The sequence below is a fragment of the Halomonas sp. DP3Y7-2 genome (genome assembly GCF_019800795.1).
Taxonomy (GTDB): domain Bacteria; phylum Pseudomonadota; class Gammaproteobacteria; order Pseudomonadales; family Halomonadaceae; genus Halomonas; species Halomonas litopenaei_A.
Genome location: NZ_JAHVKJ010000010.1, coordinates 518,077 through 531,188, shown reverse-complemented (window position 1 = coordinate 531,188; position 13,112 = coordinate 518,077). Strand labels below are relative to the sequence as shown.

13 protein-coding genes are annotated in these 13,112 nt (G+C 63.2%); 8 read left to right on the top strand and 5 right to left on the bottom strand.

The window, feature by feature from the left end:
- The first annotated feature begins 62 nt into the window (after positions 1 to 62).
- The 5 genes from deoC (at position 63) to cdd (ending at position 4,696) form a co-directional block, all read left to right on the top strand.
- A complete protein-coding gene (deoC, locus tag KUV45_RS14745; RefSeq protein ID WP_206942846.1) occupies positions 63 to 851 on the top strand; it encodes a deoxyribose-phosphate aldolase in 789 nt (262 codons plus the stop codon).
- The gene (gene deoA, locus KUV45_RS14740) at positions 851 to 2,191 is read left to right on the top strand and encodes a thymidine phosphorylase (protein WP_222161978.1); all 1,341 of its coding nucleotides are present in this window, start codon (positions 851 to 853) and stop codon (positions 2,189 to 2,191) included. The genes deoC and deoA overlap by 1 nt, the downstream gene beginning before the upstream one ends.
- Positions 2,188 to 3,420, top strand: coding sequence for a phosphopentomutase (locus KUV45_RS14735; RefSeq protein ID WP_222161977.1), 1,233 nt, complete (start codon positions 2,188 to 2,190; stop codon positions 3,418 to 3,420). Before deoA ends, KUV45_RS14735 begins: the two co-directional genes overlap by 4 nt.
- 95 nt (positions 3,421 to 3,515) lie before the next feature.
- Positions 3,516 to 4,259: a purine-nucleoside phosphorylase gene (deoD, locus tag KUV45_RS14730; protein WP_222161976.1), complete on the top strand. Its 744-nt coding sequence runs from the start codon at positions 3,516 to 3,518 to the stop codon at positions 4,257 to 4,259.
- Complete coding sequence (gene cdd / locus KUV45_RS14725; RefSeq protein ID WP_206942854.1) at positions 4,256 to 4,696, top strand: cytidine deaminase; 441 nt, start codon at positions 4,256 to 4,258, stop codon at positions 4,694 to 4,696. The genes deoD and cdd overlap by 4 nt, the downstream gene beginning before the upstream one ends.
- A 298-nt stretch (positions 4,697 to 4,994) precedes the next feature.
- On the opposite strand, the gene KUV45_RS14720 is transcribed toward cdd, so the two are convergent.
- Positions 4,995 to 5,270 carry a glutaredoxin domain-containing protein gene (locus KUV45_RS14720; protein WP_222161975.1) on the bottom strand — a complete coding sequence of 92 codons (276 nt, stop codon included), beginning with the start codon at positions 5,268 to 5,270 and terminating at the stop codon, positions 4,995 to 4,997.
- A 368-nt stretch (positions 5,271 to 5,638) separates the two neighbouring features.
- Positions 5,639 to 8,005, bottom strand: a complete 2,367-nt coding sequence (locus KUV45_RS14715; protein WP_222161974.1) for a mechanosensitive ion channel family protein — start codon at positions 8,003 to 8,005, stop codon at positions 5,639 to 5,641.
- Positions 8,006 to 8,110: 105 nt separating this feature from the next.
- Between KUV45_RS14715 and KUV45_RS14710 the strand changes: the two genes are divergently transcribed.
- Complete coding sequence (locus tag KUV45_RS14710) at positions 8,111 to 9,100, top strand: amidoligase family protein (RefSeq protein WP_206942860.1); 990 nt, start codon at positions 8,111 to 8,113, stop codon at positions 9,098 to 9,100.
- Positions 9,093 to 9,836, top strand: a complete 744-nt coding sequence (locus tag KUV45_RS14705; RefSeq protein WP_206942862.1) for a gamma-glutamyl-gamma-aminobutyrate hydrolase family protein — start codon at positions 9,093 to 9,095, stop codon at positions 9,834 to 9,836. Before KUV45_RS14710 ends, KUV45_RS14705 begins: the two co-directional genes overlap by 8 nt.
- 163 nt (positions 9,837 to 9,999) lie before the next feature.
- On the opposite strand, the gene KUV45_RS14700 is transcribed toward KUV45_RS14705, so the two are convergent.
- On the bottom strand, positions 10,000 to 10,428 hold the full coding sequence (locus tag KUV45_RS14700) for an OsmC family protein (RefSeq protein WP_222161973.1): 429 nt from the start codon (positions 10,426 to 10,428) through the stop codon (positions 10,000 to 10,002).
- Between the two features lie 281 nt (positions 10,429 to 10,709).
- Here KUV45_RS14700 and KUV45_RS14695 point away from each other — a divergent pair, with 281 nt between their 5' ends.
- Complete coding sequence (locus tag KUV45_RS14695) at positions 10,710 to 11,582, top strand: aldo/keto reductase (protein WP_222161972.1); 873 nt, start codon at positions 10,710 to 10,712, stop codon at positions 11,580 to 11,582.
- 158 nt (positions 11,583 to 11,740) lie between these two features.
- Here KUV45_RS14695 and KUV45_RS14690 read toward each other — a convergent pair whose 3' ends face one another.
- Complete coding sequence (locus KUV45_RS14690) at positions 11,741 to 12,301, bottom strand: DUF1415 domain-containing protein (RefSeq protein ID WP_222161971.1); 561 nt, start codon at positions 12,299 to 12,301, stop codon at positions 11,741 to 11,743.
- A gap of 34 nt (positions 12,302 to 12,335) precedes the next feature.
- Positions 12,336 to 13,016: a deoxyribonuclease V gene (gene nfi, locus KUV45_RS14685; RefSeq protein WP_222161970.1), complete on the bottom strand. Its 681-nt coding sequence runs from the start codon at positions 13,014 to 13,016 to the stop codon at positions 12,336 to 12,338.
- Between the last annotated feature and the right edge of the window lie 96 nt (positions 13,017 to 13,112).

Sequence of the window (13,112 nt, the reverse complement as noted above, 5' to 3'; positions counted from 1 at the left end):
TCCCTTCATTCATGCCCCGACCGCCGCGATGGCGGTCCTGGTGGCTTCAGGAGCACGTTTTCATGTCCACCCCGACCTTCAACCCCCATCTCGTTGCCCGCCAGGCCCTTTCCCTGATGGACCTGACCAGCCTGAATGATGACGATACCGATGCCGTCGTCGAAGCCCTGTGCCAGCGTGCCAAGACGCCACTGGGCAACGTGGCAGCGGTCTGCGTCTACCCCCAGTTCGTGGTGCCGGCACGCCGCGCCCTGACTGCCCACAACCTCAGCGGGCAGGTCAAGATTGCTACCGTGACCAACTTTCCCCATGGCGGTGACGACATCATGGCGGCTGCACGCGCCACACGCGAAGCCGTCGCCTCAGGCGCTGACGAAGTGGACGTGGTCTTTCCCTACCGCGCGCTGTTGGCAGGCGACGACGCGATCGGCCAGGAGCTGGTGGAAATGTGCAAGGCGGCCGCCAGTGACCGCACCCTCAAGGTCATCCTCGAAACCGGTGAACTGAAGGACCCGGCCCTGATTCGCCGAGCCAGCGAGCAGGCCATCGCCGGCGGAGCCGACTTCCTCAAGACATCGACGGGCAAGGTCACCGTGAACGCTACGCCTGAAGCTGCCAAGGTCATGCTTGAAGCGATCCGTAGCGCCGACCGCCCGGTAGGCTTCAAGGCCGCTGGCGGTGTGCGCACCGTGGAAGACGCCGCCGTCTACCTGGACCTCGCCGCGGACATCATGGGCCCGGGTTGGGCGACCCCGCAGACCTTCCGCTTCGGCGCATCAGGCCTGCTCGACAACCTGATGATGACCGCCGGGGTTGGCGTCGATGACGGAGGCCAGGCTGGGGGCTACTGATGCTGCTACAAGACATCATCGCGGCCAAGCGAGATGGACAGACTCTGTCGCGGGAGGCGATCCGGCACTTCGTGATGGCGATCGCTGACGACAGCGCCGGCAACGAGCAGATTGGCGCCTTCGCCATGGCGACCTACCTCAACGGCATGTCACTGGACGAAACCGTTGCCCTCACCGAAGCGACCCGTGACTCGGGGAGTCGTCTCGATTACCGCAGCCTGGACCTTCCGGGCCCGGTACTCGACAAGCACTCCACTGGCGGCGTCGGGGATCCCGTGTCGCTGATTCTCGGGCCCTGGCTGGCCGCCTGTGGCGCCCACGTGCCGATGATCTCCGGCCGAGGTCTGGGCCACACCGGCGGCACCCTGGACAAGCTGGAGGCCATTGGCGGCTATAACGTCACGCCTGAGCGAGCGACCTTCGAGCGCCTGCTGAAGGACGTTGGGGTCGTCATCGTCGGCCAGAGCGGAGACCTGGCGCCCGCCGACAAGCGCCTGTATGCCGTGCGCGACGTGACCGCCACCGTCTCTTCGCTGCCGCTGATCGTCGCCTCGATCCTCGGCAAGAAGCTCGCCGAGAACCTTGACGGCCTGGTCATGGACGTCAAGATCGGCAACGGGGCCTTTCTAGAGAGCGATGCACACACCCGGCAACTCGCCAGTACCATCGCGGACGTCGCTCGCCAGGCAGGGACGCCGACCACCGCGCTGCTGACCGACATGAATCAGACCCTCGCCGAGAGCGCAGGCAACGCCATCGAAGTGCACGAATGCCTGGCGATCCTGCGTGGCGAACGTCGCGACTCGCGCCTGCTTCAGCTAACGCGCAGGCTGGCGGTAGAAACCCTGTTGGTGGGCGGCATCGCCAAGGACCGGGAAACGGCCGCGGCACGCTTGGATGCCTGTCTCGCTAACGGTCAGGTGGCTGAGCGCTTCGAGCGCATGGTGGCGGGCCTTGGCGGCCCATCAGACCTGCTCTCGCAGGCGCCAGCGCATCTTGTTGATGCCCCCGTGGTGCGTGACGTCTTTGCCCAGCAACCGGGCGTGGTCAGCGCCCAGGACGTCAAGGCGATTGGCATGGCCGTCGTTGCGCTGGGGGGTGGCCGTCGCCGAGCAGGCGATGCCATCGACCACCGCGTCGGTATTGACCAGATCGCCGGCATCGGCCAGGCCGTCGATGATCATCGCCCGGTGGCCAGAATCCACGCCGCCAGTGATGATGATGCACAGCGGGTGGCCGCGCAGCTGCGTGACGCCTTTACCGTCGCCGACCAGGCCCCCGCGTTGCCACTGGTGCATGACACCTTGCCCGACCCTTCCCTGGCAGGAGACATCCGATGACACGCGCTATCGTGCTGGTAATGGATTCCTTCGGTATCGGTGCGGCGCCCGACGCCGATCGTTTTGGCGACGCAGGCGCCGATACCCTGGGCCACATCGCCAGGGCTTGCGCCAGAGGCGAGGCCGACGACAGGGGGCGCACCGGCCCGCTCGTGCTTCCCCACCTGGCTCGCCTGGGGCTGTTCCATGCGCATCAGGAAGCCACCAGCGAGGTTGCCGAGGGGATCACGCTGGGAGACGTCGATGGTGCCTACGCCCACGCCGCAGAGGTCTCCTCCGGCAAGGACACTCCCTCCGGCCACTGGGAAATTGCGGGAGTGCCGGTGCGCTTCGACTGGGGTTACTTTCCCGACCACAGCAACAGCTTTCCCGAGGACTTGCTTGACGCCTTGATCAGCGAGGCCGGCCTTCCCGGTGTGCTCGGCAACTGTCACGCGTCAGGCACCGAGATCATTGCCCGGCTGGGGGAGCAACACTGCGAGAGCGGCAAACCCATCGTCTACACCTCCGCCGACAGCGTGTTTCAGATTGCCGCCCACGAGCATCACTTTGGTCTGGAGCGCTTGCTTGAGCTGTGTGAAACGGCGAGGCGTCTACTCGAGCCGTACAACATCGGCCGGGTGATCGCGCGGCCTTTCGTCGGCCAGGATGCAGCCAGTTTCCAGCGCACCGGCAATCGCCGCGACTACAGCGTCGAGCCCCCCTCTCCCACCGTGTTGTCAAAGCTTCACGACAGCGGCGGGGAGGTCGTCGCCATCGGCAAGATCGCCGACATCTACGCCCACTGTGGCATCAGCCGTCTGGTCAAGGCCTCGGGACATGACGCCTTGATGGCCGCCACCCTGGCGGCCATGGATGAGCCCACCAGCGCCGACAATCGACGGCTGATCATGACCAACTTTGTCGACTTCGACATGGTCTATGGCCACCGCCGCGATGTATCCGGCTATGCTGCTGCCCTGGAAGCCTTCGACCGTCAGTTGCCGGAGCTGCTCTCCCGATTGACGGAGGATGACCTGCTGGTGATCACTGCCGACCATGGCTGCGACCCGAGCTGGCATGGCACGGATCACACTCGCGAGTACATCCCGGTGCTGAGCCGCGGCGCGGGCCTGACGTCGGGTTCGCTGGGGCGTCGTCACAGCTTTGCCGACATTGGTCAAAGCCTGGCCGACCATTTTGGTCTGGCTCCCATGGACGACGGTGACAGCTTTTTGCCAAACCGCTAGCGCCGCGGTCCAGCTGACCCGCGCCGCCAGCTCGACTCCGCCCCAGCGGGCGCCATCCCGCTGGCGACGTCGCTTCGACAGTACAAGGAATCCTGATGGCTACTCCCCATATCAAGGCCAAACCCGGTGATTTCGCCGACACCGTATTGATGCCTGGCGATCCGCTGCGCGCACGCTACATCGCCGAGACCTATCTGGAAGACATCCGCCTGGTCAACGATGTGCGCAACATGTACGGCTACACCGGACGCTACCAGGGCCGCGACATCTCTGTCATGGGCCACGGCATGGGCATCCCGTCGGTATCGATCTATGCCAAGGAGCTGATCACCGAGTTCGGTGCCAAACGCCTGATCAGGGTCGGCTCCTGCGGAGCCGTTCGCGATGACGTCAAGGTCAGGGACCTGATCATTGGCCTGGGCGGCAGTACCGACTCCGGCGTCAACCGCTCGCGCTTTCGCGGGCTGGACTTTGCCGCCATTGCGGACTTCGAGCTGACTCGCGCTGCGGTCGACACGGCCGCACGTCACGGGGTGCCAGTGAAGGTCGGTAACATCTTTTCAGCGGATCTGTTCTACCACCCCGATCCGGCGCTGATCGACTGCCTGCGTAACTTCGGCATCGTCGGTGTCGAGATGGAGGCCGCCGGTCTTTACGGCGTCGCCGCCGAATTCGGCGCCCGAGCCATGACGATCTGCACCGTTTCCGATCACATCGTCAATGGTGACAGCCTGTCCAGCGACGAGCGGGCCACCAGCTTCGATGACATGATGCGCATTGCCCTGGACGCCGTGCTCGAGGACGATCGCCGCCACGCCCCTCAGGAGACACACTCATGACGGATCACGCCCCTGAAGCCGCCGTCCCCGCCGACATAGTCGCGGCACTTATCGAGGTGCGGGGACGCGCCTACGTCCCGTATTCCGACCATCCGGTGGGTGCCCTGCTGATCACTCAAGCCGGCAATCGCTATGTCGGCGCCAACGTCGAAGTGGCCCACTACAAGGGACTCTGCGCCGAAGCATCCGCTATTGCCGCCATGATCTCCGCAGGCGAAACGCGACTGCAGGAGGTCTATGTCATTGGACCTGGGTCACACCTGTGCACGCCCTGCGGCGACTGCCGCCAGCGGCTGCGGGAATTTGCCTCTCCCCAGACTGTCATCCGCGTGGTGGATGCCGATGGTCAGCTGCTCAAGCGCTATACCATGGATGAGCTGCTGCCCGACTCCTTCGGCCCGGAAAATCTCGGCAAGGGCTCCGCTTACGGGAGCTGACAACCGCCGCCATTGGGCTCTGCATCAGCCACTCGAACGGATATCCAGACCAAAAAAAGGGCCACTCCAGGTGGCCCCAATCACTAGCTTGCTGAAAGTCACGTCAGGCTTGATGCAGTAGCTTCACCTCTCTTGCACTTCACGTCTCTTGAACTTCACCTGTCTTGAGCTTCATCTCTCCTGCAATGCAGTTTTCTGCCCAATCCGGTAACACCATCGTAGTTTCCAGGGGCGCACTGGGCGGTCGACCTGCACGCCACCCACGCTACGCCTGAGCCACACCTACACCACACCTAAACTACGCCACCTTCTCCTTGCCGAAGCGCTTTTTCAGATACGCCACGATGTCCATGGACTCGTAAAGCCAGGTTTCGCTGCCATCATCACCGGTGATCAGCAGGCACGGCACCTGAACCTTGCCGCCGCCTTCCTTCAGCGCCTTGCGATGGGCGGGATCCGCCCCCGCATCCCGGATATCAACCTGGACGCCAAGCTTGTCGAGTTCACGCCGTACAAAGGCGCAAAACGGGCAATGGGCAAAGTGGTAGAGCGCGAGATCCTTGGCAATCGTCATGTCTTATCCCTCTGGTGGTGCGCTAGGCACACTGTTATCACCGGACGACCTCCCCGTGTGGCGACGTATCGTCAACCGGTCAGGAAGCCATCAGTATCAAGTGGTGCAGGCGACGCCGCGTCCCTGTTGCTGGACCTTGCCGCCGCCCGACTTGTTACCTTAGTGTCACCGACTGACGCATCCTGACAGCCACTTTATGCCCCTGGATGGGGATGCACGCCACGGCACACTGGGAGACCCCGCGAGTCGTCGGCGCAGGCATTCATGCAGTGCTTCCCAAGAAGTGAGCACAGCCATGTCGAGTGCAACACACCAAAAAGGGGCGAGGGCTATTGCCCTTCGCCCCCCCTTGTCGTCTAGCCCAGGTCTTACGCGGGGTCCGGCGACGCCCCCGTGGCACTGGTCTGATGCTGCGGATCGGCCACTCCGGCTTGGCCCGGACGACGACCGCTGGCATCACTCTGGGTGCCTGAGGTAGCGCCTTGATAGTCCGCCTCGCCCTCTCGGGTAGAGCCATCCAGACGACCGCCTCCGCGACCTTCCATGCTGACGCTGATGCGTGGCGCACCAAGCTCGATGCCTACCTGCTCCATGCGACGCTTCAGCAGCATGTTGAAAGCACGCGCCACATCCCACTGCATCTCCGGGGAGGTCCGAAAACGCATCCGCAGGATCGCACAGCCATCCTCAAAGCGGTCGATACCCTGCATTTCCAGAGGTGACCAGATGTGGTGACGCATGATCGGATCCTGACGCAGGTCCCGCGCCGTTTCCTGCATCATGGTAGTGGCATCGTCGATCTTCATGTCGAAGGGAATGCGGATCTTCATCAACGCCACGCCAAACTGGCGCGACATGTTATGGATCGACTCGATCTTCGAGAAGGTGAGGATATGAACAATACCGTCTAGATCGCGCAGACGAACAGTGCGAAGGGTCAGCCCCTCCACCGTGCCCATATGACCATTGATCCGAACAAAGTCATCTACCGCCAGGGAGTCCTCCACCAGAATGAAGATGCCGGTAATCAGATCCTGGACCAGGGTCTGGGCACCAAAGCCCAGCGCCAGGCCGATGACCCCGGCACCCGCCAGCAGCGGTGTGACGTTGACCCCCAGGTTGGCCAGTCCAACGATGGAGGCAATTACCACGATCGTCGCGAAGACGACATTGCGAATCATCGGCGTAATGGTCTGAGCCCTGGCCTGGTTGACCCGACGTCCTCGCGACCGTGCCGATGACATCAGCGACCGCTGGATCGCAGTATCGGCGAATATCCACGCCAGCCAGGCCAGCAATACGGTGAAGGCAATCGCCAGGATGGCCTGACCGATGCGCACGCTGGCCACTCCCTCGCGACCGATGCCCACCAGGGAGCCGCCCCAGACCTGCAGCGACAGCTCGGCAAACACCAGCCAGGCCAACACGTGCCCCAGGGTATAGGCAAAACGTTCCAGCCGGCGCCGGTACTCACTGTGGTGGCGGTGGCGTCCGCGAGAGTGGTCGTGTCGTTCGTTCTGCCGCCGCAGCAGCGCCGTCACCACCAGCGTCAGTACCAGCAAGGCGGCGTTGATGATCGATCGCGCCAGCGCCGTTCCGACGTCTCCCACGGTCACGAAAATCGCCACCAGTGACGCGCCGACCAGCAGCAAGGCCGGGATATGCCACAGTCGACCGATGACCCGCGTCACCTCGGTATGGCTGTTGCAGTCCTTGCGAATGCTGTAACTGCGGTTGCGAATAAGGTGCTTGATCGGGCGCTTGAAACGCACGATGAAGCGGAAGGTCAATGCGGTGGCCAGAATGTTGGCCAGCACCGAGGCCAACGATGCCAGATCGAAGCCCAGCAACTCCACCAGGCGTTCAGACTTGAAGGCATCACCCAGGGCGATCAGGGCACCAATCACAAACAGCGGACGCAGCGCGTGCTGCTGCAGCAGGCGCACCGCAGGATAGCGATGGCCGCTGGTGAACACCGATACCACGATTTCTACCACCACCGACAGAATGCGCCCACACAGGGCCGCATAGGCCACCACCGATACGCCCGTGGCTGCTGCACTTTCCGGGACGAGCTGCAGCACCCCCAGAATCGACAGGAACCCCAGCGCCCAGGGCAGCATGCGTCGCAGAAAGTGCGCTGCCAGCAGCCAGGCCTTGGGGTCTCGTGGGAGGTCCATGGGCCACCCGCGACGACGACCGACCAACCGACCCAACGCCACCAGGATGATGACGATGCCCCCCCAGGTGGCCATCAACACACTGAACTCGACCGCAAAGCGCGCCAGGTCACTGTGCTCGGTGCCGCTGACCAGGCCGTCGATATCCTGCCAGCCCTCGAAGAACTTGGCGCGCCACTGGACCATGGGCGACCTGGCGCTTTCGGCCTCTTCACCCAGCTCATTGAAGGTATCGGCCAGCGCTCCCAACAGCCCCTGCGAGTTGCCCTGCGCCTCTACCTCTGCCTGACCTGCCTGCCGCAAGGAGCGCAGGCTGTCGACCAGCTGCTGGCGGCTCTGATCGCTCTCCAGCGTCTGGATCAAGGTATCGAGAGAGCGCTGCAGCTCTTCGGGAGAGGCTTCCTGGGCGGCACCACCACTACCGCTATTGCCGGCCAAGGCCGTCAGTCCGACACCTTGCGCCGACGCCTGAATAGGCACAAAACAGAGTAATAGAAGCGCGAGGAAGCTAACCCCTTGAAACACGTACCACCTCTTTTGCCTGAACCAAACCATTCGTGCTCCTCGCCACGTACGAATCGATGCCTTCGCGGATGAACCTTGACCGCCTGTGGTAGTCTGCGAAGAAATGCACCGTTGATGCCTCAATAGGATGCCGACATGAAAGCCCAAGCGCCACCCGAGCCCACCACCTCGGACGGAGCAACCCGCAAGGTGGGGGTCGAAATCGAATTCGCTGGCCTGGACGCCATGGCCACGACGAAGCTGGTCCAGTCGCTGTTCGAAGGACGCATCGACGTCCAGAGTGCACATCGCATGAAGGTCTGCGACACCCGCTGGGGCGACTTCAAGATCGAGCTTGATTCACACTACGTGCATCCTGACGCCGCCCAGGAGTCCGCCCAGCAGGATGACTGGGAGCGCATGCGCCGTGATATCGATCGCCGGTCGCGGGAGCTGCTGGGCGATATGGTGACCGGTGTGGTGCCGACGGAAATCGTCTGCCCCCCGGTGCCATGGGACGAGCTGGACACCCTCGACGCCCTGTTCGACGCCCTGCGTCAACATGGCGCAAAGGGCACCGAGGCCAGCTTGCTTTACGGCTTCGGACTGCACCTCAACCCTGAACTGCCGAGTCTCGAGGCGGCAGATATCCTGCGCTATCTGCGTGCCTATCTGCTCTCGGCCAACTGGCTCAGGGAACAGATTCGGGTCGACATCACCCGCGAGGTGCTGCCCCACGCCAATCCCTTTCACAAGCGCTACTGCCTCAAACTGTTCGACCCGGACTACGCTCCCGACATCGACACCTTGATCGATGACTACCTGGCCGACAACCCCACCCGCAACCGTGATCTGGACATGCTCCCGCTGTTTGCGCACCTGCGGCCAGAACACCCCCACGAGCTGTTTCGCAAGGAGCTCGTCCAGCCGCGCCCGACCTTTCACTACCGCCTGCCCAACGCACAACTCTCCGAGCCCGACTGGGGAGCCGTCACCGAGTGGAATCGCTGGCTGGAAGTCGAGCGTCTCGCCTGCGCACCGGACACCTTGAGTGAGCGTATGGCGGAGTACCGAGCCCGTCACCTCGACCGCTCGTTATGGCAAAAGGTAAAGAACACGCTGACAGGAGATGCCAAGGATGGCTGAGCGTCCACTGATCGGCATATCCACCTCCGACCACAAGAGCCTGCTGGCCTGGTGGTTCGACTGGTTCGCGGTCTGGCGGCATGGCGGCCGGCCACTGCGACTGTCTCCGTCACGGCCCAGGCCAGAGCATCTGGATGGGCTGATCGTGGGCGGTGGTGATGACATCCAGGCACATCTCTACGGAGGAGAGATGCAGCTCGACGTGCGCGTCGATCCCCAGCGAGACGAGCTCGAACTGGAACTGCTGGCCCGGGAAATTCCGCGGAACACGCCAGTACTGGGCATCTGCCGTGGCTCCCAGTTGATCAACGTTCACCTCGGCGGGACCCTGGACAGCGATATCTACACCACCCACGAAGGGTTGAAGCGCCGTCGCACCGTGCTGCCGCGCAAGACCGTGGACATCGTCGAGGGCAGTCGCCTGCACCAATTGCTGAGGGTCAGCTGGTGCCGCATCAACAGCCTTCATCACCAGGCCGTCGAGCAGGCAGGGCGCGGCATCGACATCGTCGCCAGGGACCGGGATGGCCTGGTCCAGGGAATCGAATCGCGGGACCATGACTTCCTGCTCGGGGTGCAATGGCACCCAGAGTTTCTGGTGTTCAACCGCCCCCAGCAGCGGCTGATCAAGGCCTTGGTGAAAGCCTCATGCAAGCCTCATTGCGAACGTCGCCCGCCCGCCAAGGCCAGTCGGAATGCCGGTCAACGCGCGGCAGCGGCCGAACATCCGCTGTAGTCACTCATGGCGTCTGGCCATGGCCTGCGTCATGAACGTCACACTAGAGGCAACGCCAGTGCACAAAAAAGCCTGCCAGCGGCAGGCTTTTACTGATGCGGCAAGCTCTATCCAGCTAGCCGGCAGGGAGCGTCATCGCCCAGGCGATGACGCTCCCTGACGATCACACCAGTTTGGCATCGAGGCTGATCTCGGCGTTCAGCAGCTTCGAGATCGGGCAGCCCGCCTTGGCTTTCTCGGCGGCCTCATTGAACACGCTTTCCTCGGCACCAGGAATGCTGGCACGCACGGTCAGATGCACCTTGGTCACTGCAAAACCGCCGTCCACTTCTTCCAGGGTGACATCAGCGTTGGTGTCAATGCTGTCAGCTTCCAGGCTGGACCCCTCCAGAATCATCGACAGGGCCATGGAGTAGCAGCTGGCATGGGCGGCACCGATCAATTCCTCTGGATTGGTACCGGCCTGACCTTCAAAACGCTGCTTGAAGTCATAAGGCACGTCGTTGAGCGCATCGCTGTTGGTCGATACTACGCCCTTGCCTTGCTTGAGATTGCCTTTCCACTGCGCTGATGCGGTATTGGTAATGCTCATATCGACTCCTTTCCATTGACAGACTGAGACTTCGATCGAGTTCGACGATCACCTCTGCGCCTTTCCCTTTGGCGCACGCTGAACACCCCTTGGCAACAATGTGAACCAGCGGCGGCGTCAGCGGGCAGTCTTCGTGGCACGCCACCAAGACTGATGTCACCACAGTGCATCTTCCATCAAGCAGTGTCCAGCCTTGTGCCCCCTGTTGCGTTGGCGACGGCGGACTCGGCTACGATAGTCCTGTTGAGTGTCCACGAAAGCCACAAGGAGTCCGCTTTCTCATGAGTCTCGCTACCGTTTCCCTCGGCCCCCATGATGCCGACACCCTCCCCGCGATTGGCCAAGGAACCTGGTTCATGGGTGAAGGGCGCGCACCGCGATCACGTGAAATCGCCGCCCTGCAGCGAGGGCTCGAACGCGGTCTGAGACTGATCGACACCGCCGAGATGTATGCCGACGGCGAGGCCGAAAGCGTCGTGGGCGAGGCCTTGGCAGGACGGCGCGACCAGGCCTATGTGGTGTCCAAGGTGTATCCCTGGAATGCCAGCAGCAGCGGCGCCATCGCTGCCTGCGAAGCAAGCCTCAAGCGTTTGAACACAGACTACCTGGACCTGTACCTGCTGCACTGGCCCGGCAACGTTCCACTGGAAGAGACCCTGGAGGCCTTCGAGCGCCTGACAAACGCCGGCAAGATCCGCCACTTTGGCGTCTCGAACTTTGATGTGGAGGACATGCAGGCGCTGTCGAGCGTCCCCGGTAGCAGCCATTGCGCGGTCAATCAGGTGCTCTACCACCTGGCTTCCCGCGGCATCGAGGTGGCCTTGCGGCCATGGCAGCGACAGCATCGCATCCCGCTGATGGCCTACTGTCCTCTGGCGCAGGCCGGTGGCGTCGGGCCAGATCCACTGCGGGACCCCGAGCTCCAGGCCCTGGCGGCAGAGCATCGACTGAGTCCCGCTCAGTTGCTGCTGGCCTGGGCCATTCGCCCCATCGACGGCAGTCGCGACGTCATCGCCATTCCCAAGGCCGCCACTCCTGACCACGTCGATGACAATGCGAAGGCACTGGAGGTAACGCTGGATGAGGCGACGCTTGCGCGCCTGGACGAGCTGTATCCGGCGCCGAGCACCCGCATACCCCTGGATATCGTCTAGGAAAGCACTGCATAAATGACTGCGCTCGACATTTCGGCTTGCTGGCGGTACTCAAGATCCTCATTTACCCACACGTAAACTCCGGTCTCTCCGTTCCGGCAGTAGCCGACCTGCCATCGCTCGCTACATTTACTCAGCACTTTCCTAATGTATATGGCTCAGCAGAAGCGCTGGCGCAGCTCCTCAAGCTGACGCGCCAGCGCCGCGCTGCCGATCTCCCTGAGCTTTTCGATATTGCGCTCAGGAATCGCCTCGGGGTCGGGATAGTGGGCCAGCGCCCGCTCCAGCCCCTCTTCTCGCAGCAGGTGCCACACCGGCCACGGCGAGCGATTGGTGAAGTTGGCCGGGTCATCGTCCTCGACCCCGTCGAACACGTAGTCCGGGTGAAAGCTCGCCAGCTGGAAGACCCCTTCGTAGCCCTGATCGACCAGCAGCGCCTCGGCCATGGCGAGGGCGTCCAGGTAGTCATCGAAGTCGGCAAGCCCGTGGCTGAACACCAGCAGGCTGGTCTCCACCTCTGGCGCCACCTCCAGCTGGTGGCAGGCGTCCATCAGGGCCATCAGCGCCGGCTCGAGGGCGCGCCCGTCCACCTCGACATAGCGAATGGTGTCCCGCGCGAGCTCGCGACCGGCGAACGGGCAGACGTTCAGTCGGACCACGAATTCCTCGACCCAGGTCGCGGTAGCGGCAAGGCTTGGTGACAGAGCAGTGTCGGACATGGGCGGTTCTCGCAGGTTCAGTAGCAAGGCCGGTTCAGCGCCTTGACGCTAGCCTGTCGGCTAGCCGGGTCGGCTCAGGAAGCTTGTAGCGGCCAAGGCAGGCCACCGCCCAGGCAGCGGCGGTATCTACCGTCAACCGATGCCCAGGGGATACGAACACCGGCTTGACGCCGGCGCGAGAGCGTAGCACGACACCGATGCGCTCGTCCCCGTCAAGCAGGTCACAGGACTCACCTCGAGCCTCGGGCACATCACCATGACGTCCTGTCAGGCGCTTCTTCGCCACCCCCAGTGTCGGCAGGTCCAGCCACAGACCGAGGTGAGCGGCAATGCCCAAGCGCCTCGGATGGGCGATACCGTGTCCATCCACCATCACCAGGTCGACACGATGCTGTACCTTGTCGAAGGCCGCCAGCGCTGCCGGAATCTCGCGGAAGGACAACAGCCCCGGAATGTAAGGCATGCGCGTCGGCTCCCTGGCGACGACCTGCTCGACCACCTCAAGCGATGGCCAGGCCAGCACGACCACCGCGGCGCGGGTCGTCGTTTGCCCCTCCTCGAAGCCAATGTCGACACCGGCAATATGCTCGACGTCAGCGATCCGGTCCTCACGCTCGAGCCGCTGGGCCAACGAACGTTGCAGCGCGATGGCTTCCCTCGGTGCCAGTGCCCAGTCGTGCAGCGCCGGGCGGGGCGCGCAATGCAGCTTGGTCATAGCGCCTCCTTGTCGATGACCATGGGTGGCTGATGTCGCCATCTGCTCGCGGTAGACTATGCCTCCGCCACGGGCAACGACAAGCCGCGGGACTGC

Excerpts from the sequence above, each read along its gene's own strand:
- deoC (WP_206942846.1), top strand. The coding sequence starts at position 63 with ATGTCCACCCCGACCTTCAACCCCCATCTCGTTGCCCGCCAGGCCCTT.
- deoA (WP_222161978.1), top strand. The coding sequence starts at position 851 with ATGCTGCTACAAGACATCATCGCGGCCAAGCGAGATGGACAGACTCTG.
- KUV45_RS14735 (WP_222161977.1), top strand. The coding sequence starts at position 2,188 with ATGACACGCGCTATCGTGCTGGTAATGGATTCCTTCGGTATCGGTGCG.
- deoD (WP_222161976.1), top strand. The coding sequence starts at position 3,516 with ATGGCTACTCCCCATATCAAGGCCAAACCCGGTGATTTCGCCGACACC.
- cdd (WP_206942854.1), top strand. The coding sequence starts at position 4,256 with ATGACGGATCACGCCCCTGAAGCCGCCGTCCCCGCCGACATAGTCGCG.
- KUV45_RS14720 (WP_222161975.1), bottom strand. The coding sequence starts at position 5,270 with ATGACGATTGCCAAGGATCTCGCGCTCTACCACTTTGCCCATTGCCCG.
- KUV45_RS14715 (WP_222161974.1), bottom strand. The coding sequence starts at position 8,005 with ATGGTTTGGTTCAGGCAAAAGAGGTGGTACGTGTTTCAAGGGGTTAGC.
- KUV45_RS14710 (WP_206942860.1), top strand. The coding sequence starts at position 8,111 with ATGAAAGCCCAAGCGCCACCCGAGCCCACCACCTCGGACGGAGCAACC.
- KUV45_RS14705 (WP_206942862.1), top strand. The coding sequence starts at position 9,093 with ATGGCTGAGCGTCCACTGATCGGCATATCCACCTCCGACCACAAGAGC.
- KUV45_RS14700 (WP_222161973.1), bottom strand. The coding sequence starts at position 10,428 with ATGAGCATTACCAATACCGCATCAGCGCAGTGGAAAGGCAATCTCAAG.
- KUV45_RS14695 (WP_222161972.1), top strand. The coding sequence starts at position 10,710 with ATGAGTCTCGCTACCGTTTCCCTCGGCCCCCATGATGCCGACACCCTC.
- KUV45_RS14690 (WP_222161971.1), bottom strand. The coding sequence starts at position 12,301 with ATGTCCGACACTGCTCTGTCACCAAGCCTTGCCGCTACCGCGACCTGG.
- nfi (WP_222161970.1), bottom strand. The coding sequence starts at position 13,016 with ATGACCAAGCTGCATTGCGCGCCCCGCCCGGCGCTGCACGACTGGGCA.